This window comes from Vibrio porteresiae DSM 19223 (genome assembly GCF_024347055.1).
GTDB lineage: Bacteria > Pseudomonadota > Gammaproteobacteria > Enterobacterales > Vibrionaceae > Vibrio > Vibrio porteresiae.
On record NZ_AP024895.1, the window covers coordinates 1,469,405 to 1,495,206 of the forward strand.

A 25,802-nucleotide genomic window follows, 5' to 3' on the forward strand; every position below is an offset into this window, starting at 1 on the left:
TAACTCTTTGATTAGTTATTGTTGATGCTCATGCTCATGTGAATGGGCATGAGTGTCAGGAGCAGGCACTAACTGCAAATGCCCATGATTCACACCGCGCTGTGAAGTAACGCTATCAGCGAACTGTTCCAACTCACGACGTTCTCCTTTCAATATGCTCACCTCCAAACAATCCTCTTCATTAACATGCATGTGCAGCGTTGAAACCGATAAGTCGTGATGGTGATGTTGTGTATCGGTGAGGCGTCGAGCAAGTTCTCGGGTATTGTGCTCATAAAGATAGGAAAGTATGCCAAAGCAGTGCTGTTCATCGGATTGCTGATGATGAGTCACTAACGCATCGCGCACCAAATCTCTCACTGCTTCAGAGCGACTTGGATAAGATTTTTGTGCGATATAGTCGTCCAAGTAAGCGGCCAGCTCATCATCCATTGTGATCGTAATTCGTTGCATCATGATTTCCTAAGATTGCGTTACCATGGTTGGTAACGGTGGCAAGATAGCTTCTTTAAGACGAATAGAGGCGGGATGTTGAAAGTGGGGTGTGTCTCCGGTGTGGCACTCTTCGACAATTTGCCCGTTATCCATCACCATTATTCTGTCGCAAAAACGTTGGGCGATACGCAAATCGTGGGTCACAAGTAGCCAAGCTGTCCCAGTTTTGCGTTGAATCTCTTTGAGTAAATCAATGAGCTGAATTTGCAATACCAAATCGAGATTAGAGAGCGCTTCATCGAGAATAACAAGCTCCGGTTGTAGAGCAAGAGCGCGGGCAATGCACACTCTTTGTAGTTGACCACCACTCATCTGAGCTGGACGTTTATCCATATCCTCGGGCTTGAGATCTAAACTGAGTAACAGCTCCGTGATACGTTGTTCCTGATGATGTTTATCCATATCCGCCAGATGACGCAGTGGCTCAGCGATAATGTCGCGAATCGTTTTGCGTGGATTGACGGCGCTGACCGAATCTTGAAACACCATTTGAATATGCCGGTGCATTTCGTGCTTTTGACGTTGATTCATCTGCTTTGTCGTGCGACCGCGAAATACCACTTCTCCCATCGCCGGTACCTCAAGCCCACATAAGGTGCGAGCAAATGTGCTTTTGCCACTGCCACTTTGGCCAATCAGAGCGACCGATTCGCCACTATGAAGGTTTAAGGTAATGTCTTTAAGAATCTCTCGATAGGTGTGGCGATGGAGCAGTGAGAAGCGCCGATAACCATGAGAGAGATGATAGGTGGTTAACAAAATCATAATGCAGGCTCCAAATCAGAAAGAGAAAGGCCATATAAAGAGAGATGCGCACCAATCAGTTCGCGCGTCACGGGATGGCGAGGATGATGAAATAACGTTGTGATATCTGCTCGTTCTACAATTTGCCCCTGTTCCATGACGAGCACCCGATGGGCTAGCCTAGCAACCACCCCCATGTCGTGGGTAATCAAAAGCATCCCTAAACGTTCGCTGCTTACGAGTGATTCTAACAGATTCAATATGTTGGATTGCATGACTAGGTCAAGATCTGTGGTGGGTTCATCAGCAAAAAGAAACGGAGCGTTACTGAGCATCACGAGGGCGATCATCATGCGTTGCAACATGCCACCACTCATCTCGTGCGGATAGAGTTTCATCACCGCGGCCACATCTTCTAATCCGGCGCTGAGCATCTGTTTTGTGACTTGAGCTCTGGCATCGGGAGGAACAATGCCATGGGCAGCGTGCAATGTCTCTTGAGCATGTTGCCACATGGTATGGACAGGATTAAACGCACTGCGAGGGTTTTGCATAATGGTTGAAACATAGCGCCCACGTAATTGTTCAGCAGACATCTCGTGACCATTGATGAGTACTCGGCCACTGGTTTGCGTCAAACCGTGGGGCAAAACCCCCAGTGCGGCGCTACAGGTAAGCGATTTTCCTGAGCCACTGGCCCCTATCAGCGCGACGGTTTCGCCACTGTGAAGCGAGAGCGACACCTCTTTGACTAACGGTGTTGCGCCTAAATAGACCGAGATGGTCTCTAATTGCAGAAGTGGGTTCATCAGTGGCAGTGCTCCCGAGCTAAAAAGGGATCTAAATGGTCACGTAACGCATCGCCTAACCAGTTAAACGCGACAACACAAACAAACAGCGCTAAACCCGGCCATAACATCAGTAACGGTTCTGTCCAGATGTACTGGCGCGCATCGCTGATCATCACTCCCCATTCTGGGGTAGGGGCTTTGACGCCCAATCCTAAAAAGGACATCCCGGCAATGTGCAGCATCATATGTCCAATATCCATGGTGGCTAGCACCCCCATTTGCGAGAAAATAGGCACCAGTAAATGTTCTTTAAACAGGCTTATCCCGTGATTGCCTGACATGCGAGCGGCGAGGATAAAATCTCGGTTTTTCATTGAGATGACAACGCTTCGTACCATACGGGCATACCAAGCCCAATGGGAAAGGACAATCGCCAAAATAACATTGGTGATTCCTGTACCAAGTACTGCCACCATAAACAGTGCGAGTACTAATGTTGGGAAGGTAAGAAACACATCGGTTATGCGCATCAACAGTGCATCCGTTTTTCCTCCAACCAAACCCGAGAGAGTGCCAACGGTAATCCCCACCACCAAGATGAGACCAATGGCAGTCGCTACCGCGCTCAATGATACTCGGCTACCAACGACTAAACGGGTCAAGATATCTCGCCCCAGATGGTCAGTGCCAAACCAGTGATGATACGAGGGCGGCAAAAGGCGTTGACTTAAATCGATGCTGTTGGGGTCGGCGCTTAACCAATAAGGACCGACTAGGGCCACCAGGACAATCATGGTGACCAATAACAGCGCCAAGGTATTGAGTTTATGTTGGGAAAAACCGTTCATACGTGGCTCTCCAAGGTTGATTTGCGAATTCGTGGATCAACTCCAGCGCAAACAATATCCACCAACAGGTTACAGAGAACATAAATCACCACCATGGCCAAGGTGACGCATTGAATCACAGGATAGTCTCGGTTGAATACTGCCGTGACAGCGTAACGACCAACCCCAGGCCAGCCAAAAATACTTTCGACGACCAGCGTGCCACCAATTAATTCACCGATGTGCATTCCAAGCGAGGTGACGACCGGTAACATCGCATTACGCAAGATATGCGAGAGTTCGATACGCCGCTCACTAATACCACGCAATCTTGCCCATGTGACATGCCGCTGGTTGGCTATCTCGAGCATGTTGGCACGAATAAGCCGCGCATTAATTGAGAGTGACATCAAGGCAATAGAAAATGCAGGCAGCCACAGATGAGATAGGCCACCAAAGCCAAGGGCGGGAAGCCAATGCAGATAAATAGAAAACAGCATGACCAATAAAAAGGCGAGCCAGAAATTAGGGATACTGACGCCAATAAACATCACCACGCGCACCAGATGATCCGGTAGCTGGTTACGAAAACGTGCAGCGATAATGCCCATTGGAATGGAAATCAGCAAAATCAACGCCAGTGCCGTGCCTGCCAAAAGCAAGGTGGCGGGAATAAAGTGCAACAGTTCAGGAAATACCGCACGTCCTGTGGTGTAGGAGATCCCAAAATCCAAAACCAACGCCTTTTTCAGCCAAACGATGTACTGAATTAACAGCGGTTCATTCAGTCCTAACAGCTCTCGAGTGCTATTAAGTAAGGCATCGGTGGGTGGAAGCCCTGATAAGCGCAAGTAATCCATCGCTGGATCGCTTGGCCCTAAACGCAGCATAAAAAAGATCACCACAGAAGCGCACAGCAAAATAGGAATTAAAGTCAGGAGACGATGTAGGATAAACCTAACCATTACAGCGCTCCTTTGGGCTTGATGCGTTCGAAAGGAATGTCACTTGGAATGGGATTAAAAGGAATATTGCCGAGTTTTGGGTTGGCAACAACGTACATTCGTACCCAAGTCAGTGGCAAATAGACTGCCTCAGAATGCAAGCGCGTCATGATGTCGCGATACAGTGCTTGACGCTCTGGTTCGCTGGTGGTGATCAGTGCCTGCGCAATTTCACGATCGATCAGTGGCTTATCTGCTAATCCCAATTGAGCTTGATAATCGGCATGCGATGGGACACGCATTGAGCTCATAAAGGCATGTGGGTCGTACGGCGCGCCCCAAGTCCGGTTGAAAATCATGCCAAACTCACCGGATTTTTGGCGGTGATAAACGGAGCTCTCTTCTTCGCCAATCAAATTGACCTCAATGCCAATTTTTCTTAAGTCTCCTTGGATGATCTCGGCCAGTGATTTATTGACGGCATTCGTTCCCATGTAAATTAAGTCAATACTGAGCCGTTGAGCGCCTTTATAACGTACGGTTTTATCTTGGCCAAAGCGCCATCCAGCCTCCTCTAACAGTTGATTTGCAAGGTTTGGGTCATAGCTGAAAGGCAAAAGTCCGATATTGGCATAGGGAACTGAGGGGGCGAACAAACTATCAGCGGGCAGTTGGGTATGGTAAAGCACGGTATCGAGCATCAAGTGTTTGTTAACGGCGTGATTTATCGCTTGGCGTACGGCTTTATCTATTGTTGGCCCTTTGTGGGTATTTAACGCAAGATCAATCGTTTCAATTGGTTCGGAGAGTTCGGTGGTATATAAGCCTGATTGGCGAAAACGTTCAAAAGTGTCTGGTGACACACTGCCATCGACGCCATAAAGCAGATCGACTTCACCGGTTTCAAAGGCCATAGCACGGCTGTTTGGATCGGGAATCACTTTGACCGTAATCGAATCAAGCGCCGGCGTATCACCCCAGTAGTTTGGATTGCGGACAAATTCATCAAATTGGTTGAGGCGGATTTGTGTCAGCATCCACGGCCCTGTCCCGATGGGTTTATTAATGCCATTTTTCGTTTCATGGTTGATAAATTGGGATGGGGCAATAAAGCGAAATGGGCGAGGCAAGGAGAGCTCAAGTAACGCTGGGTAGTAAGGGTGTTTTAGAGTGAGTTGGAACGTATCGTCGTTAATGGCTTGAAATGACTCAATTTGGTTAACTAATTCAAGCCAAGAGTGGCGCTCTTTGTTATCCATTACCGCACGAAAGTTAGCCACCACCGCTTGAGCATTAAAGGTTTCACCGTTAGAGAAAAATACGTGGTGGCGAAGGGTAAACGTATAAGTTCGTCCATCGGGAGAGAGCGTCCAGCGAGTTGCTAACCAAGGCGTTACTGTTCCATCTTGTTGATATTTGATCAGTGGCTCGTAGACCATGCTTTGGGCAAACATCTGGTTGGGCGCATAAAGGTGAGGATTAAGCGGCCCTACATTGACAGGCCAAGCGAAATTAAGATGATTAGCCGAAGAGCTGGGCCAACTACAGAGGGCTAAAAGTGCTGCGATCCAAAGTTTTACACAAGACGATGCCATGACGATATTCAAGTGAGAGACAAGTGGTAAGACATTTTATTGAAAAGATCACACTGCAACCCGATCTATATCAATCTTTATTCAACTTGGTGCATTAATTTGGTGCATGTAGTTGAATATTGCCTGTAGATAAGGTGTAGCCACTGACAACCGAGTTAAAGAATGAAGGTTATTCGATAAGTAATAGCACTAATTGATAAAAATGTGATAAATAACTTAATGATAACTAAAACATTCGGCTATTATCGCATTCGGTTATCGTGATGCTAAGCCGTGAGAAATCGCCTGTTACGATAGAGTTCTTATTCGCTTAACGTGGAATAGTCAATGAAGGTTGAACCTTTTCAAATCATGCATAATGACCGTGTCACTGTGGTAAAACCCAGTGCTCATTTGGCGCTTAGAATATGGCAAACCATTCAAAAAGAGAGCTGCAATGAGTTGCTTCCTTTTCTACCTAAGGTGGATCTAAAGCCTTCGCTAACCCAAATTGAAGACGCGCTACATCAGATGTCCTGCGAGTGGCAAGACAATACCGAGCGGTTTACTTTAGTGATTTGGGATAATGTGCGAGATGAGTGGACCGGCTGCATCCGCCTAGCACAGGCGCATGACTCTGAAGATCGGATTCAACTTGACTGTTGGATTCGCCCTAGCTTTGCGGGTAATGGTGTGGCGAGGCTGGCATTGCTGCTGATCCAACAAGAACTTCATCACCAACGCCCGGAAAGTTCACTGGAACTGAGGTGCAAAGAGACCGATCTTATTAATCGCGGCTTAGCCTTAACCTGTGGTTTTCATTATCAATCGACATTGAAACGCGCGGCAACTCTACCTAGTGGGTTATTAGATAATGTCGTTATTTATGCACGAAAAGCGTTGAACGAAGCGACTGCTGTATGTCAACTAGCCTAACTATTCGCGCTTATACAAAGCAAAAACATAGCCATACCCACGATTATCATCAATTAGTGTTACCCGTGGCGGGGAGTATCAATATTCGCGTCGCTGCTTTCTCTGGCAAAGTCTCGGTCGGTGAATGTGTGATTATCCGCGCAGGTGAGGAGCATCTCTTTTCTGCCGATGAAGCTGCACGCTTTATTGTGGCGGATATGGATGAATTACCGGTCACCATGACCATCTCTCCCTGTAGCTGCTTTTCTGTTACCCCTCCATTATTGAGCTATCTCTTTTATGTCGAAACTCAACTGGAATATCAAGTTGATGGGGAAATGGAGCAAGCGTTGGAAAGCATGTTTGACCAATTATTGGCTAGGCAAACGTTCGATGGACGTCATGATCCACGCATTCATCTGGTGCAAACCTACATTACTGAGCATTTAGCGGATTGCCTAACATTAGATGAATTGTCGGCTTTGGCGTATTTAAGTCCTACTCAATTTAAAAAGCGCTTTAAGCAAGAGACCGGCTTGACCACGTTTCAGTTCATCACTGAACAACGCATGTTAAAGGCCAAAGCGTTGCTAACCCACACCGATTTGACCGTACAAACCGTTGCAGAGCGCGTCGGATACCAAGATTTGTCGGCCTTCAGTCGTCGTTTCTCTGCTTACTTTGGCTTATCACCACGCGCCTTAGCTCGTTAGCGGTTGGTTCAACGGTAATTGGTGCGCCGCAACAAACAATTAAAGCGTCTTTTCGGCAAAGTCATCTTCCATTTTTAATGTTACATTGAGTCCATATTCAACGTGTTGGAGTCGGTGGTGTACGGCGTTTTTGCAATTTTACTCGCCTCAGTATTTTGGGGAACAACAGGAACGATGGCTGCGCAAGTTCCCGACGTGACCTCTTATGCTTTGGGCGCATTGTCTACAGGGTTAGGTGGAACACTATTATCTTTAACCGCCTATAAATCGATACGCCAAGATTGGAAGACATTGTGTGTTAACTATCGGCTGTGTCTGTTAGGTGGCCTTTGTGTGGCGTTCTATCCGATGGCGTTTTATACCTCCATGCGCTTCTCTGGAGTGGCGATTGGCACCGTGATTTGCATTGCAACCTCTCCGTTTGCTGCTGCGATATTGGAACGTGTGCTTAGTAAACAAGGCCATTTTGGTCGACGTTGGATTGGCAGTTTATGTTGCGGAGTCATAGGTGTCATTCTGATGAGCTGGCAAGATACACCAAAAGCGATGGTTGATGATGCTAACGGCCTGTTTGCGCTGGGTATCTTTATTGCTGCCTTGAGCGGATTTGCCTATGCAGGATACACGTGGGTTGCTAAACAACTTATTGAGCGTGGAGTCAAATCGGCAAGTGCCATGGGGTGCCAGTTTGGTGTTAGCGCCGTTTTGTTGGTTCCCAGCCTTTGGTGGACAGGTCATGCTTGGCTATCAGATAGTCATCATTTATGGGTGGCAAGCTATATGATTGTTATCCCTATTTGCACCGGATACTTGCTCTTTGGCTATGGGTTAAAAACGGTAGCGGCAAGTCAGGCAACGTTGCTGAGTCTGCTAGAACCTTTGATAGCAACTCTGCTGGCAGTCACGATTGTCGGGGAAAAACTCAATTTGTTTGGTTGGATAGGGATGGTGGCCATCATGATTTGTTTGTTAATTCAATCTTGGCCAAATCGAAACGTCAAAGTGGAGTACAACCCAGTATAAAATCCATTGCGCTGCGGTTTGGTTATGTTTGATTTACCGATATTTCGCTCACCTCGTCCTTTGCAATGCTGCGTACTCCAATCAAGCGTACACTGCGGATGTTGGCAAAAATATTTTGACGTTATTACGACCATCACTTTTGGCGAGGAAAAGTGCTTGATCAGCACGGGTTAGTACACCCTCAAAACTCTCTTCAGTAAGCGCTTGTGCCACGCCAACACTGGCAGTTAACGAATCCACATGTTTAAAATGGTGGTTGTGGATGATCGCAAGGAGAGATTCTGCGACAGTTTGAGCCTGAGTTAATTGGGTATTTGGCATCACCACACAAAACTCTTCCCCCCCAAAACGGCCTACGCGATCGCCGCGGCGTACGTGCTCCTGTAGCAATTTGCCAAATTCAACGAGTAGACCGTCTCCGACCATGTGGCCAAAGGTGTCGTTGACCTGCTTAAAATAATCCAAATCGATCATCAGCACTGAAATTGGCAGATGCTGTGCTTGCTGACTCTGGTGAAAATAACGCTGCATGGCATGACGATTTAATAGATGGGTGAGGTTATCCATATCGGCAATTTCAGCCAGTTTTTGCTGCTGCTGATAAATAGAGAGGCTGATCTGTCGATAGAAGATCGCCGTGACCAACCCAAACACCGCTGACGATAGCATCCACAAGAAATACAAAAACATAAATGGCTGTTCCGCGTCTCGTGAATAATGAAACAATAAGGTCAAGATGACATAGACCAATACCGCAAGGCTTCCTAGTCGAATCGATAGGCCCGACATCGCTAAAGTCCAAATCATACAGAGATAAATCTCGGGAACGAAGCAATCAAAGGCAGCCGTACCCACGTTGAGATATAAGTTGCCAACTATGGCTACAATAGGGGAGAAAAACAGTAACGTTTTCATTACCGTAGTAAATGTGGGGACGTAAGTCATGCCAAAGACAACCATCAAGATTGATGGGATAAACAATCCGTGGAAAAACACCCGCAATTCGGGCATTGGTAAATCCATCTGAAATTCGATGAAGCCGTACAACATATACAGTGGCGCGGTGAAAAGCATCATATAGCGTATTTGTGGCAGACGGTTGTTGAAAAACCAAGCCTCGAACTGTGTACTCATTTACTACCTATTTGTGCCTATCGAAGGTTGCCTGACTGAGGCGTTGTTAAGATGCAACTTATGCAACTGAAGTTGCTCTATATTATTTCCCCAAGATATTAGTAGAGGAATCTCTAGGTTGGGTATCACTCTTCTTGGGTGTATTTCAAAGAGAATGAAATTAATTTGATTTTGGTCAATCGCAATATGGAAGGTGTTTATGTGATATTCATCACTTAATATAGAGCTGCTGGGGTTCATTTTTTCAGGAATGTGCCGTTAACGTAACTAAGGTATAAAAAGAGATTTACAACTTCGTATACAACGACTTAATGCAAAATAACATCGGCAAGGGGCATTCGTTCTAGTGATATGACGGTGAACTTACGTACCAATTTGACCAGTTTGCTAACACAGCGGTATTTAGATGGCGCAAATCGTCGCGTCGATAATTCGCTGCAACGGCTGACGTCTGGACAAAAGATCAATAGTGCGAAAGATGATGCCTCTGGTTTGCAAATCGCAAGTCGTTTACAAGCACAAAAGAGTGGCTTTGATATTGCCAGTCGTAATGCGAATGAGGGTATTTCTGTGGTGGAGACCGCCGAAGGAGCCCTCAAGCAGTACAATGAAGTATTAATGCGTATGCGTGATTTGACATTACAATACGCAAATGGTGCCAATTCATCCGATGAGCAAGGCGCGATTCGAGATGAATTTGACTCGTTGAAAGATGAACTTGGTCATATCACTCAAACCACCCGTTTTGGTGGTCAGAACCTATTAACGGGCTGGAACAGTGAACGCTCATTTCAAATCGGCGCTCAATCCGGCGAGGCAATTAAAGTCAATCTGCCAGATTTAAGCCAAATTCGCGATCAAGCGAATGTCAATAATGAACCGATTCGCGCTCGTTACGCTTACGTTCATTCCGATTGGCAGGGGCAAAAAGGCGACATATTTCGTTTTCGCGATGATACCAATCCTTATAAACCATCTGTCGAAATCGAATTGGCTGGTGGGGAATCGATGCATGACGTTGCCGCCAAAATCAATAGTCATTTGGGTGACTATTTGCATGCTGAGATTGAAACGACCGATGACCATAGTGGTCAGCGCTTGGTCTATTATGCCAAAGGGAGTGATCGCTACCTACATGACCCATTTCAAGGCGCGAGTTCACTCAGTCGCTCACCTTTTTATGGAGTGGATGGAGAGATGTCAATCAAGCCTGAGCAAGATTCTCCTTTGCTACTGCCGGTCCTTTCTCCTGGGCATCACACCGATGAAGTGCTCAAGCGCCTTGATGAAGTGATGGGTTTTGTGAATAGTCATCGGGCAAAGTTAGGTACATTGCAAAATCGTTTTGCTCATGCTATCGATAATTTAACCCAAAGCTCGATTAGTGTCGCGAGCAGTCATGGCCAAATCCGCGACACCGATTTTGCCAAAGAAGCGCAGAAGTTGACCCGCGAACAAATATTGAAGCAGGCCAACGTCACTATGCTAGGGCAGGCCAATCAAACCCCTCAAGAGGCGATTCGCTTGTTAAGCTAACGAATTAAAGCATCGCGCTGGTGATAATGCCGGTGTGTTCACCTAAAATCCACAAACCAATGATAATGAGAGTTACACCACCAAGCAGTTCGGCACGGTGACCAACTAAGTTGCCTACCACTCGACCTATCATCACACCAAGCGTCACCATAACGGTGGTTGCAAGCCCAATAAGAATAGCGGCTTCAACGATACTCACGTTAACAAACGCTAAGCTCACCCCGACGGCTGCAGAATCAATACTGGTTGCGATGGCAGTTAAGACTAAAGAGAGAAACGAGTGCTTATCGGCTTTATCAACCTCTTCATCGTCGTTATTAGACAAGCCAGATTTGATCATATTCAGGCCAAGAAAGGCGAGCAGAATGAACGCTATCCAGTGATCCCAAGCTTCAACATAAGCAGAGGCAAATTGCCCTAAGAACCAACCGATAAGTGGGGTAATGGCTTCAATGACACCGAAAAGAATACCCATGCGTAGGGCATCGGAAAAACGAGGACGTTGTAAGGTTGCACCTTTACCAATCGCAGCGGCAAAGGCATCCGTAGACATAGCAAAAGCTAACAAAAGTAGAGCGATAAAATTCAATTTGGGTTCCTCTCGGGCTACAAAAACCACGACTTAACCACACGCCCGAACATCAGCATGATTAAATCGATGGTCTTGCCAACCGAAAAGGTGTCTGCACCACGGCAATGAGGCCGATTATGTTGATACAAACGCTTTCTTACGAAAGTAGGCTACTCCCCAACGAGGCGCAATATACCACCCAAGTTTTGCTCTATCAACCCAGAGGCTGTAAGGAAAAGTAAGTAAAATCATTAAGTTATATGATAATGAATCTCATTTGCAGTGGTGAGTGACATCCATGAGATGATTATGAAAGTGGTAATTGCTTGAATACCCATATGTTTTATCATAGTATCGAATGTGACTATTGTCTCATATAAAATGAATGCATATGTCGTTTTCTCATCCACCGATGGATTGTGTGCGGTTGGGCCATTTTGACCCTGAATTATGTTTAGTATAAGGAATCGTTATGAAAATCAGTGCAAGAAACCAGTTTGAAGGTATCGTCAAAGAGATCAATGAAGGCGCGGTTAATGCAGAAGTATTAATCGAGTTAGCGGATGGCTTGGTGATTGCGTCAATTATTACGATGAGCGCAGTAAAAAATATAGGTTTGGAAGTGGGTAAGCCTGCTACTGCCATCATCAAAGCTTCAAACGTCATGGTTGGCGCGTAATACCCAATCATGACCACTGGGTATAAGGCTTAAGCGACAGTGCTTTTTTTTAGCCAGCAGGAATAATAAAAGCAGCCCTCGGTAGGCTGCTTTTATTTATGCATTCTTTTTGTCTTTACATCGTCTATGGTACTGGTCTTTATTTAGCCATGACCTTTAAGGATTTAGTGCGTGAGCATCACTTGAGCACTAGCACCTAACTTTGGGTCGATAGGCTGCCATAATTTGTCGTGCTTAACCATGTATCCTTCGCGCGTAAAAGAGAGCACTTTAACATTGGTGCGTTCTAGGCGATGAATATCAACATCGGAGAGCCAAGCTCTCGGAAATTGACAGTGGATGCTACAAGGCTGCTGAGCAAAAATCGATTCAACGAAATCGTCAAAACTCTCTTTGCTACGAGCAATAAACGTATTGAGTGATGGAGTCATAATCTCTAGCCAATTCTTACTATTCATTTTTTTGTCAGTATATGGCGAAAAATAAGTCGTATTGTCACGGAAATTACAAGATTCGGTTGAGAAACTTCACGGTATTTAAGGTGTAAAACATCCAAATTCGTCGATAAATCTAACAATATCTAGCTAACTCTATGAGTTATAATAATAAAGGCTTCCAAGAGGAAGCCTTTATAAGCTAAGTCAGCAATGCAGTCATAAGCGTAATGGCTTTAGAACTTATTGGTGAAACCCTGTTTTTTCAATGTTGGTGCCACATCTGGGTAGTAAACACGTTGGTAGTAATTGGCAATCGAATGACTCCAATCTTCACCCTCGCTACGGCCAATGTTTTGCCAATGTTCTAGCAATTGTTGGTTGTACTGTTGGATATGCTCGACCATGTTTGCTTCTTGATAACGTTCTTCATGGCGGAACGTTGCCATCGGTAAGCGAGGTTTGACGTGAGCGTGCTGCTCAATATGACCAATCGCTAAGCCAGCTACGGCAAAGGTGTGTTGTGGTAAGTTCAGGTATTCAACGACTTGTTGTGGATGCAAGCGAATGCCACCAATAGGCACTCCGCCCAAACCAAGAGAGTGCGCAGCCACCAGTGAACTACTTAACGCGATCCCCACATCAGTTGCACCAGAGACAATCGCCTCAATGCTCTCATGAGCTTGCTGTTTCACCTCTACTTGCGCCATACCTAGCTCTGTTTTATGCATGTCGAAGACAAACACCAAGAAAACAGGCGCTTTTGCCACCCAAGGTTGGTTGCCGCACAGCTGTGCTAGGTGAGCTCGGCGCTCTTGGTCTCGCACGACAATCACTGAAACTTGCTGAGAGTTGATGGACGTCGGTGCGTGATAAGCGGCGTTGATGATGTTGTCGAGCGCTGCATCATCGATGGTTTCATCAGTAAATAGACGATCGCTTTTGTGGTTGAAAAGAGTACGAAGTACATCGTTCATTTCATGATCCTTAGTTATCTTTCTTATGCGAACCAACTACTCTAACGCCAATTTGCTTTGATGCCAAATTTCGTCGCTGAGTGATTTAAATAACACATCATGGGTGATAACAAATTTTAATCAGCGAATTTGGTGCTGCGGCATGACAAGATAGGCGGCTAAACAGTCGTTAATTTGGCAATTCTGGCTATCTATAAGCACAATATCGGGTGGAGTGGGTGGTGGCCAACCTGTCACGAAAACTTCTCAAAGTGGCCTATTGTGCTTTATGTTGCTTACTGAAATAATTGCGCCCGTTTCTGCCGCAGAGAAGCGCTTAATCCGTGTTGTTCACAGTTAACATCTCCCAAGTCACACCCAGTTAAAAGAGTCGATTAAAGACTGAGTAAGGGTGAACTATTACAAAGATGTTTTTCACTTAGCATGCTCTTTAGCTGCGACAACTTAGTATTTTTACAAGGTTGTCACCGTGATAAATGCGAATGACAGAGCTATTTGCCTCAGACAAACAGATGAGCAATTCATCATTTTATCTGTCATTTTCTTGGGTGTATCGATGTTTAAAGGGGTCTTTCTTTCTGTTCTTTCGAGCAGTCTTTTTGGTGGATTGTATTATTACGCTACCTTGCTAATGCCTCTGACTGGCCAACAGATTTATGGTTGGCGGATGTTGCTGACGTTTCCATTTATTACCGCATTTCTCTGGTTTTCTGGTGATTTCCAGTTGGTCACTAAGCTGTTTCAACGTATCAAGCAAAAACCCATTTTGATTTTGTACTTAGCGATTTCTTCGGGATTACTCGGCGTGCAACAACTGCTGTTTATGTGGGCCCCGATTAATGGTCGAGCGATGCAGGTCTCTGAAGGGTATTTTCTGCTGCCGTTAACGATGCTATTGGTGGGCCGTTTTGTTTACCGTGAACATTTAACACCGATCCAAATTTTGGCTGGAATCAGCGCCGCTATTGGCGTAGGACACGAAGTGTTGCAAATGGGTGGAATCTCTTGGGAGACGGCGCTTGTCGCTTGTGGATTTCCCATCTACTTCATGTGGCGCCGATATTTAGATGCCAACCATCTGGGTGGCTTTTGGTTTGACATGATGTTTATTTTGCCTGTTGCAGCTTGGTTTACCACTCAAGTTGAAGATTACTCAGTGACCTTGAGCATCAATCATCATTTGCCACTGTTATTGCTGTTTTTGGCGTTAATCAGTGCGATTGCTTTTATCGCATACATCATTTCGAGCCGCTTACTGCCGCTAAGCCTGTTTGGCTTATTGGGGTATGTGGAGCCGGTGTGGCTGGTGATCGTATCGATTTTATTGGGTGAAACCATTTCCCAAGCGCAGCTCTTTACTTATGTACCGATTTGGTGTGCGGTGGCGTTGTTAGTGTTAGAAGGGATACTCAGTTTGGTGCATAAAGTGCGGTTGCGTTATGCCTAATTGACGAGCGTTAGGCTTGGTTCAATGACACCATTCATTAAGAGACGGTTTTCAAGCTGTCTCTTTTTTTACCTAGCTAACTTGTTGACGTGATAGGATAAATAACACTCATGCTCAACATAAACTATCGACAAAAGACGAAGTTGAGCGCGCTTTAAGTTAACAGGTAAGGAGAGCATCGGATGCAGACCATTTATGACGGAATGTGGCGCTCATTTGTCAGTGCGATGGAAGAGGGAAACTATGTCCTTGACCCTTGGTTGAGTAAGCTTGAAGAGGATGACCGCCGTGGTATCACTGCTTTGGCTTATTTAGCGCCTCATAGCTCGTCTTTGACGCGCAATATCGGAGAATTTCTTCGTTGTGTTAGAGAGTTAGAGCCTTCTCAGTATTACCATCCCGTCAGTGAACTGCATATCACGCTGTTGTCGATCATTAGCTGTGTTAGTGGTTTTCGTCTTGATGATATTGATAGTCAGGCGTATATCGACATTTTCCTTGATGTCGTTAAACAACACCAACAGCCGATAGAAATTGAGTTTAGCGGTATCACCGCCTCACCATCTTGTCTTCTTATACAAGGATTTACCCAAGGTGAGGGATTAGACCAATTACGGCAAACTCTCAGAGAACGTTATCAGTCATCCGGACTGAGATCGAGTATTGATAGTCGCTACAAAATCGCGACTGCGCACAGTTCGTGCGTGCGTTTTTGCCAACCGCTAAAGAACCCTCTCGCGCTTCTCTCCTTATGCAAAAAATGGCGAACAACCTATTTTGGCTCGATGAAATTAAACGAGATTGAATTGGTATTTAATAATTGGTATCAAAATTTATCGATTACTCAAGTGCTCGCCAAACAATCAATAGATAAGCAAATTTATTAATATCAAGTACCAAATAATATGTTCTATTTGGATATTTTATTGTCGCTGGATTTTAATGATTAAGAGTCATTAATCCAGTGCAAAATAGGATTATTTTTATAATATATATTTATGAAGATGATAATCTGAAATTATGCTTATCCCCGAGTGGTAGTTTAATGAAAATAGACAATAAATGAGTAAGTGTGAATAAATAAAAACACATATTCATTAACGTCAATTTGTGTAAATTTATTTGACCCACATGGCTATGGCGCGCAACGTATTGTTACATATGGTGTTGTGTTTTGGCCTCTCACAGGTTTAGTCAACTCATAAGAAAAATAATAAACATTCATAAAGCCCTTCAAGCAGCGAAGTTTTATCTTAGTTTTTTAAAATGCCATTCTATATAGTTAGATTCTATTAATACATATGGGTCTGATTTATCCGTATGTTTTTAATAAGTCAATTTTAATGAGTGGTTTTTGTTTATGAGCAAGTGGGTAATGTAATGAATAAATTTCGCTACAATAAAATAAATATCGCATTGAGCATGATTCTCTCAAGTATGATGGTTTCTACAGCAGCCTATTCGGCAGATGAAAATTCCAGCACCAGTGAGTCAAATAAAAATCAGGCTCAAAATAAAACAAATTCAAAAGTTCAAACCGAAACCATTGTTGTCATGGGAGATAAAGAGAAAGGCACCACTTTTCGTCCTAAAAGTGTCACCATGGGGCCACTTGGTGAGCAAAACTTGCATGATTTGCCTTATGCCGCCACTGTCTTTAATCAAGATATGTTGGAAGACCGCCAAATTACGGGCTTAGATGGGGTGTTAAAGTACGACTCTTCTGCGCAGATGGAAGCGCGTGGTGGCATGGATGTAGGGCGTCCGCAAACACGTGGTGTTGAAGGTAGTGTTGTGGCAAATACTCATCTTGATGGTATGAATGTGGTCGCCACAACAGCACAACCTATCGAGCTTTATCAACGTGTTGAAGTGATTCATAGCTTAACCGGTGCGCTATATGGGTCAGCAACGCCCGCAGGAAACTTTAACTATGAATTTAAGCGACCAACGCTCGATTATCTTAATAATGTCAATGTCGGTTTAGACAGTAATGGTGCGCGTAAACTGGCTCTTGATCTCGGTGGTACGCCATATCAACACTTAGGATATCGAATCAATCTAATCAAAGAGCAGGGCGCAGGTTACGTCTCTGGCTCACAAATTGACCGCAAAGCGGTTGGGCTAGCGTTTGATATCTACGCCACCGATCAAACCACCATTGAGCTTAATGGTAGCTACTATCGCTATAAAAAATATGGATTTCCTGGCTCCTTTTCCTACACTGTTTCGTCAGGTTTACCCAGTGCTGTTGACCCGACTAAGCGTGGTTATGGTCAGAGCTTTGCGGGGAGTGATCTAGAAACCACAACGGGCAGCTTTAAAGTCAAACACGACATCAATGATACGTGGAAATTTGAAGCGGGCATGTTGGGGCAGAAAGTCGATCGTACAATGACATCTCCAACTAACACCATTAACGGGGATGGCACGTTCACGCAAACTGTGTCGACCCAAAAAGTGGCTCGTCGTTTCAAACTGATCAGTAATGAAGCTCGCTTTAATGGCAATTTTTCCACTGCGGGTATTGACCACCAAATGACGGTGGGAACAACGGGGTACGATTGGAAAAACTATTCAGTGACAGGTAACTCTGGGGTAAGTCGCTATACCTTAGGTTCTAATATTGATTTGGATGATCCGCAACAGGCTGATTCACCAACTTTCTACACCGATGGCGATTACTCATTAGCATCAAAAACCATCACACAGTCAGGCATATTGGGCGATTTGATTCAGTTTAATGATCAATGGTCAATGCTATTAGTGGGAAGTTACAGCCATTTCGATACCCTCAATAGTTCATCGAGTGATTACCACGACGATGGTGTGAGCAGCACTGAATCGGTGATGTATAAACCTTTAACCGACACCATGACTTACGTAGCGTATTCTGACACGCTTGAAGCTGGGCAAGTGGTGACGGATACGGACTATGATAACTACGGCGAAACCTTAGCTCCTTATCGCAGCCGTCAAATTGAAACGGGTGTTAAACAGAGTTTTGCTGGAATGGATGCTAACTTGGCACTGTTTAGAATCAAACGTCCATTGGCTTATGCGTCGAATAATGTGTATCAAGTTCAGGGGATGCAGCGAAATTATGGTTTAGAGTTAGGTCTCAACGGTAATGTAACCTCCCAAGTGAAAGTGATGGCGAACGGCACCTGGTTAGACGCCACTTTAACTGACGCCTTTAGTGAATCTGCGGAAAACAAACGTGTGGTTGGTGTACCACGTTTTCAAGCCAACCTATTAGCGGAATACGACTTTATCGACTTACCTGGATTTTCTGTAAACGCAAACGTGCACTATGTGGGCAAACGTGCCGCTGATGCCGATAACGATATTTGGGTAAGTGCGTATACCACACTAGATTTAGGTGCCAAATACATCACTCGCCGCTTCTACGGTAAAAAAATGACCGTTCGTTTGAATGTGACTAACGTAACCAATGAACGTTACTGGGCATCGGTATTCCCATCCACGATCTACGGTAATGCCAGCTCTGGTGGTTCAGCCTTCCTCGGCGATCCGCTACAAGCCAATCTCACTACTTCTATTGAATTTTAATGATGTCGTTCGCGGTGCAGCTATGCTGCACCGTTTTGTCAGTGCTTATTTTCAGGACATTTAGTATGGCTATAAAACGAATGCCATGGTTAAAACCAGCGAGTTTGAAACCCTATTTTCTAACAACGATGTGTTTGCTGGTGGGGGTATTGTGCGTGACGAAAGTTTTCGCTGATGTTCCTTCCTCCCATCCCATTTTTACCGGAACGCCTGCCGTTCATACGGTGACCTATTACGATCATGTTGAGGTCACGGTTCCTAAAACCATTCATAAAGTGGCTTCTGCATGGGAAGCACAAAATTCCATTCTGGTGATGCTTGGGGCTGGCGACAAAATTGTCGCAACGACACGAGTAGCCAAAAGCATTCCCGCTTTTCGTCGCTTTGTTCCGTCGATTGCACATACGGCATTGGCGACCATGGGGCATGCCAATGACATCAACGTTGAAGCCCTAGTGGCGCTTCATCCGGATATATTGTTCTCACCCTATGGACTTTCACCAGCAAAACAGCATCAGCTCGAACAAGCTGGTATCGCCGTGGCGAGTTTTCACAGCAACTCATTGGCCGCGTTGGTGGAACGTGTTGGTATTACTGGAGAACTATTAGGACCGCAGGCAGCAATTAAGGCCAAACAGTACCAAGATTATTTTCGTGCCAATGAACAGTTAGTCAAAGAGCGGTTATCTACCATTCCTTCCAAGCAGAGGCTCAAAGTCTATGTGGCGTCGGGGATGCCTCTTTTAACCTCAGGCCGACCATCGCTAAATCAGGATTGGATTGATTTGGGCGGCGGGATTAACGTTGCTGAACATTGGCACCTTGGACCTACCCATTACGGCAAGGCCAATGTCAATATTGAGAAGATCATGGCGGCAGATCCCGACGTCATCATTGCCATGACCGCTAAGGACGCACAGACCATTCTTACCTCCCCACAATGGCATAGTGTGCGCGCAGTAAAGCAGCATCATGTCGTAGTCAATCCTCGTGGGCTGTTCTTTTGGTGTCGTGAAACTTCTGAAGAGGCGCTGCAGTTTGTTTGGTTAGCAAAGACACTCTACCCAGACCTATTTTCTGATTTAGATATGGCGCACATTACCCAAGACTTTTATCAGCGTTTTTATGCAGTGACGTTAACAGCAGCGGAAGTGGATGACTTCCTTCATCCGACGCATTGAGGAGACTTTATGGATAAAGCCTATCAATCGGTGCCGTTGTTAACGGCGCGCCATTTAGCTTTTAGTTACGGGCAAACGCCACTGATTAGTGATGTATCGCTACAAGTCGCACAAGGTGAAATCGTCTCTTTATTGGGAGCCAATGGTGCGGGGAAAAGTACCCTTTTGCAGCTATTGTTGGGTTTTTTAACGCCCCAGCAAGGGGAAATTTTGTTGGGAGATAAACCCATGAACAACATGAGTCGCCAGGAGCTTGCCTCTCACATCGCCTATGTTCCTCAATATCACCAGTGTCCATTTCCTTACAAAGTTCATGAGATTATCGAGATGGGCTGTTTTGCACGTAACGGATTTTTAGGTAAGCAGAGTAAGGAAGACCGCTCTCGAGCTCTGACATTACTTGAAGAATTTCAAATTGCCCACTTGGCTCATCGTGCGTACACCCACATTTCCGGTGGTGAAAGGCAGTTGGTGTTACTTTGTCGAGCTCTGATGCAGGGGGCAAAGTTGTTGCTGCTTGATGAACCTGCTTCTGCCCTTGACTTTGGTCATCAAGCACGATTTTTAGGTCAGTTAAAAAGGCTCACTCAACGCGGCATTTCAGTGCTGATGAGTACACATCATCCTCAACATGCCCAAGCGATCGCCCAGAGAGTGGTACTCCTTGCCGAGGGAAGATTGATCCAACAAGGTACTCCGAAGGAGGTGCTCACTTGTGCAGCAATGGCGAAATTGTATGGTCTATCTGCTCAGGAGTTAGCGCTAGTGATGACACCTGCGGTGCGAGGAGGTGAGCATGAGCTCTGAGTTGCTCGATAAAACAAGCCAAAGCTCAGAGAGGTTAGTGAGCTTGTGGCACAGTTATGGATTGAAAATGGTGGGGTTACTCGCCTTAGTTCTTATCGTATTGGTCTTTGGGCTGACCGTGGGAAGTTACCCAGTCAGTTGGCAGCAAGTGGTTACGGCACTGGGTCGAGAATTACAAAATGCGCCGCTTAATGAGCATGAACTGCTGATTCACGATGTCATCTTTGCCATTCGCTTACCTCGAGTATTAGCCGCGGTTATCGTTGGTATGGCTTTGGCAACGGCTGGCTCAGCGTATCAAGCGATATTTCGTAACCCTCTTGTTTCGCCTGGAATTTTGGGAGTGCTATCAGGAGCTGCTTTTGGTGCGACACTTGGGATGCTCTTGCACCAAAGCGACCTGTGGATTCAAGTCTGGGCGTTTGGCTTTGGTTTAGTTGCCGTTATGGTAGGGCTGTTGATCGGGCAGATGTTTGGTGGCGCCTCACTTATCATGTTGATTCTTGGTGGGATGTTGAGCTCCGCGTTGTTCGGCGCTTTTCTTTCCATCATCAAATACCTTGCCGATCCAACCGATGAGCTGCCATCAATCACTTATTGGTTGATGGGGAGCTTAGGTATGACCTCGCTCAGCGAGACTCTTTGGCTTGCTATCCCAATCGTGATATCCACACTATTGCTCTGGATGCTGGGGCGAGCATTAGACATCTTGTCGATGGGTGATCAAGAAGCTTTATCATTGGGTGTGCCAGTCAAAACGGTACGTTACGTGGTGATTGGATTGGCAACGCTCATTTCCGCTTTATCTGTCTCGATAGCTGGGATGATTGGTTGGATAGGTCTACTTGCTCCGCACATCGCGCGTTTAGTGCTTGGGCCGATGAATACTCGACTTCTGCCAGCCAGTACCTTGCTTGGTGCTGTTTTTCTTGTGTTAGCCGATTGTGTTGCTCGCACGGCGGCGCAGGTTGAAATTCCAATTGGGATCGTCACTGAGTGTATGGGGCTTCCGATGTTCTTGCTGGTGTTACACCGAGCTAAACAAGGGTGGAATTAGTGCTTAGGAATAATGGGGCAACCGCTCTTTGTAACCTTGAGTGAGGGTGCAAAAGAGATGCTATTTTGGGCACGTTGGGTTGCTACTCACCGTGCCAATTGACGCAGTCGTGATTACTCCTTGTTATTGAGTTCATTATTATTGAGTACATTGTTCGCGCGTAAATTGCTATCGCGTAAACCTTGCAAGTTATCGTTGATTTTAAAAATCACGATCATCAGTTCACACCAGATGCGTGCGGCCACTGCGCACCCAAGCATGGTGACCAATCCCAATAAGAAGCTCATAAAGGTCACGCCACCATAGCCACTAAACATCGTGCCTACTCCAGATAAAAATGAGATCACCAGCAGTAACCAGTACAGAGCGGTGATCAATTTTGGGGTTAACATAGAGTCAAATACGAGAACAGATTTCATTGCCTTATCCTTAGTGTTATTCCAGCAAATCGAGTTGCCAACCGAATGAGCGCAATAGTACGCGTGATAAAGCAGGGGAGTATTTTTATAAGCTTACAAAGTGGGATGTTTGTGGTAACAAGGGACAAATATAGGTGGCTTAAAAACGGTGAAACCCCGATGTTGGTAGCATCGGGGTTTCGAATTTTTAGATGTTTCGGATGGTAAGGCCGATAATCTTAATGCAAAAGGCTGGAATAAATCCTAGCTAAATCTCTGGTAAGGAGAATTAGATACGGATGAAGTCCATGTGTTCAACTTTTGGCTTGTACGCGTGGCGTTGAACGTCTTGTGGTTTAACCTTAACTTCTTGACCGTCGATCACTAGAGTGATTGCTTCGTAGAATTCAGGTTTGTCCATTTGGTTCATCACTTCATCGTGATTCAACGCGATTGATACTGGAGCTGCTTCACCACCGTAAACGATAGCAGGAAACTCACCAGCCATACGTAGGCGGCGGCTCGCACCTTTACCTAGTTCAGTACGTACTACTGCTTCAAATTTCATAGTATTTACTCTCAAATAGTAAAATAAAAAAAACGAGTTTACAGGAACAATGCGACCTTGTTCATCTGTAGTAAAGTTTCGAAATGCAAAACAAGCACTTCAAAACGAGCGCGGATACTAACATTCCAACGCCGTGAGAGCAATAGAAATTGTTCTTTTCTCTAGGTTTAAAGGGCTTTTGCTCTCTTCTGCAGCGAAGTGGTGAAATGTTACCCAAATAAGATAAAAAGGGAAGGGTAACCTCTCTATCTTAGATGAACCGAATCTGAATATTGAGATCAGCATGGGTTCAGTTGTGTTCACGTAAAGTGGCTTTAAAACGTGGATATACCAACGAGGAGCCCACATGAAGCCTATTAGTATCGTTATCATTACCCTTAATGAAGAAAAACGCATTGGCCGTCTTTTGAGTGACTTAGTTGGCCAAAATTATCGTCATTTTGAAGTGATCTTGGTTGACTCAAACAGTGATGACCTCACCTTGCAAGTCGCCAAAGGTTACCAAGCACATTTGCCTGCGATGACCATCCATAAAATGGATCAACGTGGTGTTAGTCTGGGGCGTAATACTGGTGCAGCACTAGCAAAACATGAACGTTTGCTGTTTTTAGATGCAGATGTTCGTTTACCACCCGATTTTCTTGATAACGCCATGGAAGCGTTAGAAGAGAGCAAGTTGGAAGTTGCCGGTGTGTATCGCAGTGCTCAGCACTTGTCGATGAAGTACAAATTAGGTTACAGTCTGTTCAACTCAGGCTTGTATGCATCGCAATTCTTCTTCCCAACCGCGGTAGGAGCGTGTTTGTTCTCAACTCAAAGAGTGCATAAAGAACTCAATGGTTTTGATGAACAGATTGAACTGTGTGAAGATTGTGATTATGTAAAACGAGCTTCTAAAACATGGCGTTACCGTATGTTGCCAGCGTCGGTTAAGTTTGAATTTGACCCAAGACGGCTTGAGCAAGACGGTTACTTAAAAACGGGCGGGTTGTATTTAAAAGCGAACCTGCGTCGACTGTTCTTAGGCGAGATGCGTAATCGTGAAATTCCGTATCAATTTGGTCACTATGAACAGTAAGCCGACCTCATCGCGCTACACGTTAATTTAGTAAAGGCAGTCCCCTTTGCGTCCACAAAAACGTTAACGTATTGAGCGATATGTCCCAGCAGCCTGCCAGCTGCTGGGACTTTTTATTGCCTGCTGCTCTAACAAGGTTTTGCCCCCTTTCTTTTTTCCGTTCAGGTATGGCATAAAACTAATGGACTTAGAGTTTATGATTCCCAAAATCTGCTATCAATAGGAATACAACTGTTACTTTGCCCCTAATTAGTTACTTTTAAAGCAGCTCGTTGAAATGCATTAAAGAGCATATTACTATAAAGAAAAAAAGGTGACTTAGATATGCTATTTTCTTTAATTTTAAGAAGTTACAAGACATACGGTAGGCTAACTTATGTACCAGTATCTAATAGCAACAACTTTACAGCTTTCGTTGGTGAAAATGGTATAGGGAAGAGCTCGGTAATCGAAGCGCTAGATACTTATTTTAATAAACCACAAGCAGACTGGAATCTTCATCACTCAACGAGTAAAGGTGTTCAGGAACGAGAACCTACTATCTGCCCAATATTTTTTATATCTAAAAAAAATATCAATCCCACAGCTAACATATATAAGTATTTGAACGTTATTAGCGATATAACATGGCAGTTAGAATTTGATGATTTTAATAGCTCGCAACATAGAATATCAAAAGAATTTTGCTCTCATCGTGACGCCTTAATTAAAGAGAGATCAAATGTACATAATGAATATTTTTTATTTCCATTAGGCTTGAAGATAACATCTCTAAGACCAAGAGCAACAATTAAATCACTAAGCATATTTGATGCGATTGATGATTATAAAGGTAGACTAAAAGATGAGTTAGATGTCAACCTTGAAGATGCTTTGGAAAAAATTTATTCATATTTACAACAAAACTACAAATATATCCATATACCTTCAGATATAGATTTTGAAGAATATACAAAAATAGAAAGTGATACAATACAAGCTCTAATGGGAACAACTGTTGAGGATATGATTAAATCAGCGGTTGATACAAAATTTATAAAAGATATAAATCGGCAACTTGACGAATTCATAAGAAAGACATCATCTGACTTGGAAAAATATACTTATAAAAAGCCAGGGCAAAAGCAAACTCTATTTAATTTGTCTCACCTTTCAAGTAAAATAATAGATACTTATTTTGAGTCAAAAGTATTAAATTTAAAAACCGGAAGTGATACCACACCTATTTATAATCTTAGTTCAGGTGAAAAAAGAATGGCTTTAATTGATTTAGCAAAAGCATTCTTAATAAATACTCATGAAAAAACTAACAAAAGAATTATTTTAGCTATTGATGAGCCTGAAATATCCCTTCATACATCATCATGCTTTGAACAGTTTGAAAAAGTAAAAGAAATATCTAACTTTGGTGTGCAAACACTGATAACTACTCATTGGTATGGTTTCATGCCAATAATAAGCAATGGACTATCAGTCTATGTAGCTGACTTAGATGAAAATAAAGTATGTAGGCAAATAGATCTACGATGCTTTAGAGATGAATTTAAGAGACTTAGAAAAGAAACTAAAGGGAAATTACCAAGAGAGATAGAGTTAAAAGGAACTAATGATTTAGTCCAATCAATAGTCGCATCAATTACTTCAAAAGACTATAATTGGATTATTTGTGAGGGTTCATCTGATAAAATATACCTAGAACACTTTTTGAAAGGACAAAAAGATGTATACATACTACCCATAGGTAAAGCTAGCAATGTAAAAAAACTATATTCTTATCTTTATTTAGCATTAAGTGAAGAGCGGGATTATATTATAGGCAAAGTGTTCATGCTATTGGATACGGATAGAATGTATGAGAAATACAATCCAGAAGGAGAGTTAAACTCCATCAGAATAAATAGATTGTCAAACTGTTTAGAAACGAAAAGAACAATATTAAAGAAAACTTCTGATACTGCATTTTATCCACCAACAGAAATAGAAGATAGTTTGGTAGGGGAGGTTTTTCTTGAATCTTTGAATTATTTTTATGAAAATGGATATGAAGATGATTTAAAGGAATTAATGAATAATATAAGTATAAAATATGAAAAGTCGTGTTCAGGGTTAGCATTTGACTGGACTGAATCACAAAAATCGGCATTGGCGAATTTTTTTGATCTCCCTAATGTAAAAATAAATTTCGCCCTTAAATATGTTGAGCTAGATAAAGATAAAAATATACCAAGCTGGATTAATGAGATAATAAAGTTTCTCAACTAGATATAAACTTATTAATTTGGATATAAATAATTTTAGTGACTATGAAAGTTAATTTTAGTACTTAAGATAGGAGT

The 25,802-nt window shown here is 44.0% G+C and carries 25 protein-coding genes and 1 riboswitch; of the genes, 13 read left to right on the forward strand and 12 right to left on the reverse strand.

Going from position 1 to position 25,802, the window contains the following annotated elements; genetic code table 11:
• Nucleotides 1-15: 15 nt before the first annotated feature.
• The 6 genes from nikR to nikA are packed head-to-tail and all read right to left on the reverse strand — an operon-like array spanning nucleotide 16 to nucleotide 5,396.
• Nucleotides 16-456 (reverse strand): nickel-responsive transcriptional regulator NikR, encoded by a 441-nt coding sequence (gene nikR / locus OCV11_RS06800; protein WP_261895858.1) that lies wholly within the window; start codon nucleotides 454-456, stop codon nucleotides 16-18.
• Between the two features lie 6 nt (nucleotides 457-462).
• A complete protein-coding gene (gene nikE, locus OCV11_RS06805) occupies nucleotides 463-1,260 on the reverse strand; it encodes a nickel import ATP-binding protein NikE (protein ID WP_261895859.1) in 798 nt (265 codons plus the stop codon).
• On the reverse strand, nucleotides 1,257-2,048 hold the full coding sequence (locus OCV11_RS06810; RefSeq protein ID WP_261895861.1) for an ATP-binding cassette domain-containing protein: 792 nt from the start codon (nucleotides 2,046-2,048) through the stop codon (nucleotides 1,257-1,259). The genes nikE and OCV11_RS06810 overlap by 4 nt, the downstream gene beginning before the upstream one ends.
• Nucleotides 2,048-2,878 carry a nickel ABC transporter permease subunit NikC gene (gene nikC / locus OCV11_RS06815; RefSeq protein WP_261895862.1) on the reverse strand — a complete coding sequence of 277 codons (831 nt, stop codon included), beginning with the start codon at nucleotides 2,876-2,878 and terminating at the stop codon, nucleotides 2,048-2,050. Before nikC ends, OCV11_RS06810 begins: the two co-directional genes overlap by 1 nt.
• Nucleotides 2,875-3,822 (reverse strand): nickel ABC transporter permease subunit NikB, encoded by a 948-nt coding sequence (nikB, locus tag OCV11_RS06820; RefSeq protein ID WP_261895864.1) that lies wholly within the window; start codon nucleotides 3,820-3,822, stop codon nucleotides 2,875-2,877. The genes nikC and nikB overlap by 4 nt, the downstream gene beginning before the upstream one ends.
• Nucleotides 3,822-5,396: a nickel ABC transporter substrate-binding protein gene (gene nikA, locus OCV11_RS06825; protein WP_261895866.1), complete on the reverse strand. Its 1,575-nt coding sequence runs from the start codon at nucleotides 5,394-5,396 to the stop codon at nucleotides 3,822-3,824. Before nikA ends, nikB begins: the two co-directional genes overlap by 1 nt.
• A gap of 327 nt (nucleotides 5,397-5,723) precedes the next feature.
• Between nikA and OCV11_RS06830 the strand changes: the two genes are divergently transcribed.
• The 3 genes from OCV11_RS06830 (at nucleotide 5,724) to OCV11_RS06840 (ending at nucleotide 8,026) form a co-directional block, all read left to right on the forward strand.
• On the forward strand, nucleotides 5,724-6,311 hold the full coding sequence (locus OCV11_RS06830; protein WP_261895868.1) for a GNAT family N-acetyltransferase: 588 nt from the start codon (nucleotides 5,724-5,726) through the stop codon (nucleotides 6,309-6,311).
• Nucleotides 6,296-7,003 (forward strand): helix-turn-helix domain-containing protein, encoded by a 708-nt coding sequence (locus OCV11_RS06835; protein ID WP_261895869.1) that lies wholly within the window; start codon nucleotides 6,296-6,298, stop codon nucleotides 7,001-7,003. Before OCV11_RS06830 ends, OCV11_RS06835 begins: the two co-directional genes overlap by 16 nt.
• Nucleotides 7,004-7,120: 117 nt before the next feature.
• Nucleotides 7,121-8,026, forward strand: a complete 906-nt coding sequence (locus OCV11_RS06840; protein ID WP_261895871.1) for a DMT family transporter — start codon at nucleotides 7,121-7,123, stop codon at nucleotides 8,024-8,026.
• A gap of 81 nt (nucleotides 8,027-8,107) precedes the next feature.
• Here the strand turns inward: OCV11_RS06840 and OCV11_RS06845 are convergent, their stop codons facing one another.
• On the reverse strand, nucleotides 8,108-9,160 hold the full coding sequence (locus OCV11_RS06845) for a GGDEF domain-containing protein (RefSeq protein WP_261895872.1): 1,053 nt from the start codon (nucleotides 9,158-9,160) through the stop codon (nucleotides 8,108-8,110).
• Between the two features lie 357 nt (nucleotides 9,161-9,517).
• Here OCV11_RS06845 and OCV11_RS06850 point away from each other — a divergent pair, with 357 nt between their 5' ends.
• Entirely contained in the window at nucleotides 9,518-10,696 is a 1,179-nt protein-coding gene (locus tag OCV11_RS06850) for a flagellin N-terminal helical domain-containing protein (RefSeq protein WP_261895874.1), read from the forward strand.
• 4 nt (nucleotides 10,697-10,700) lie between these two features.
• On the opposite strand, the gene mntP is transcribed toward OCV11_RS06850, so the two are convergent.
• Nucleotides 10,701-11,285 (reverse strand): manganese efflux pump MntP, encoded by a 585-nt coding sequence (gene mntP, locus OCV11_RS06855; RefSeq protein WP_261895875.1) that lies wholly within the window; start codon nucleotides 11,283-11,285, stop codon nucleotides 10,701-10,703.
• Between the two features lie 8 nt (nucleotides 11,286-11,293).
• Nucleotides 11,294-11,458, reverse strand: a riboswitch (yybP-ykoY riboswitch).
• 281 nt (nucleotides 11,459-11,739) lie between these two features.
• On the opposite strand from mntP, the gene OCV11_RS06860 reads away from it, so the two are divergent.
• Nucleotides 11,740-11,946, forward strand: a complete 207-nt coding sequence (locus OCV11_RS06860) for a TOBE domain-containing protein (protein WP_261895877.1) — start codon at nucleotides 11,740-11,742, stop codon at nucleotides 11,944-11,946.
• A 164-nt stretch (nucleotides 11,947-12,110) separates the two neighbouring features.
• Here OCV11_RS06860 and OCV11_RS06865 read toward each other — a convergent pair whose 3' ends face one another.
• Both OCV11_RS06865 and OCV11_RS06870 read right to left on the reverse strand, forming a co-directional pair.
• Nucleotides 12,111-12,404 carry a hypothetical protein gene (locus OCV11_RS06865; protein WP_261895879.1) on the reverse strand — a complete coding sequence of 98 codons (294 nt, stop codon included), beginning with the start codon at nucleotides 12,402-12,404 and terminating at the stop codon, nucleotides 12,111-12,113.
• Nucleotides 12,405-12,616: 212 nt separating this feature from the next.
• The gene (locus OCV11_RS06870; RefSeq protein ID WP_261895880.1) at nucleotides 12,617-13,357 is read right to left on the reverse strand and encodes an NADPH-dependent oxidoreductase; all 741 of its coding nucleotides are present in this window, start codon (nucleotides 13,355-13,357) and stop codon (nucleotides 12,617-12,619) included.
• A gap of 556 nt (nucleotides 13,358-13,913) precedes the next feature.
• Here OCV11_RS06870 and rarD point away from each other — a divergent pair.
• From rarD to OCV11_RS06900, 6 genes are all read left to right on the forward strand, one after another.
• Nucleotides 13,914-14,804, forward strand: a complete 891-nt coding sequence (gene rarD, locus OCV11_RS06875; RefSeq protein ID WP_261895881.1) for an EamA family transporter RarD — start codon at nucleotides 13,914-13,916, stop codon at nucleotides 14,802-14,804.
• Nucleotides 14,805-14,986: 182 nt separating this feature from the next.
• The gene (locus OCV11_RS06880; RefSeq protein ID WP_261895882.1) at nucleotides 14,987-15,691 is read left to right on the forward strand and encodes a hypothetical protein; all 705 of its coding nucleotides are present in this window, start codon (nucleotides 14,987-14,989) and stop codon (nucleotides 15,689-15,691) included.
• Nucleotides 15,692-16,184: 493 nt separating this feature from the next.
• Nucleotides 16,185-18,377 (forward strand): TonB-dependent receptor, encoded by a 2,193-nt coding sequence (locus OCV11_RS06885; protein ID WP_261895884.1) that lies wholly within the window; start codon nucleotides 16,185-16,187, stop codon nucleotides 18,375-18,377.
• A gap of 65 nt (nucleotides 18,378-18,442) precedes the next feature.
• Nucleotides 18,443-19,558: an ABC transporter substrate-binding protein gene (locus OCV11_RS06890; protein ID WP_261895885.1), complete on the forward strand. Its 1,116-nt coding sequence runs from the start codon at nucleotides 18,443-18,445 to the stop codon at nucleotides 19,556-19,558.
• Between the two features lie 9 nt (nucleotides 19,559-19,567).
• A complete protein-coding gene (locus OCV11_RS06895; RefSeq protein WP_261895887.1) occupies nucleotides 19,568-20,365 on the forward strand; it encodes an ABC transporter ATP-binding protein in 798 nt (265 codons plus the stop codon).
• Nucleotides 20,355-21,422: a FecCD family ABC transporter permease gene (locus OCV11_RS06900; RefSeq protein ID WP_261895889.1), complete on the forward strand. Its 1,068-nt coding sequence runs from the start codon at nucleotides 20,355-20,357 to the stop codon at nucleotides 21,420-21,422. Before OCV11_RS06895 ends, OCV11_RS06900 begins: the two co-directional genes overlap by 11 nt.
• 113 nt (nucleotides 21,423-21,535) lie before the next feature.
• Here the strand turns inward: OCV11_RS06900 and OCV11_RS06905 are convergent, their stop codons facing one another.
• Entirely contained in the window at nucleotides 21,536-21,841 is a 306-nt protein-coding gene (locus tag OCV11_RS06905; RefSeq protein ID WP_261895890.1) for a DUF4282 domain-containing protein, read from the reverse strand.
• A 268-nt stretch (nucleotides 21,842-22,109) separates the two neighbouring features.
• Entirely contained in the window at nucleotides 22,110-22,388 is a 279-nt protein-coding gene (gene rplY / locus OCV11_RS06910) for a 50S ribosomal protein L25 (RefSeq protein ID WP_261895891.1), read from the reverse strand.
• A 346-nt stretch (nucleotides 22,389-22,734) separates the two neighbouring features.
• Between rplY and OCV11_RS06915 the strand changes: the two genes are divergently transcribed.
• Both OCV11_RS06915 and OCV11_RS06920 read left to right on the forward strand, forming a co-directional pair.
• On the forward strand, nucleotides 22,735-23,466 hold the full coding sequence (locus tag OCV11_RS06915; protein WP_261895892.1) for a glycosyltransferase family 2 protein: 732 nt from the start codon (nucleotides 22,735-22,737) through the stop codon (nucleotides 23,464-23,466).
• 324 nt (nucleotides 23,467-23,790) lie between these two features.
• Entirely contained in the window at nucleotides 23,791-25,728 is a 1,938-nt protein-coding gene (locus OCV11_RS06920; RefSeq protein ID WP_261895893.1) for an AAA family ATPase, read from the forward strand.
• The last annotated feature ends 74 nt before the right edge of the window (nucleotides 25,729-25,802 follow it).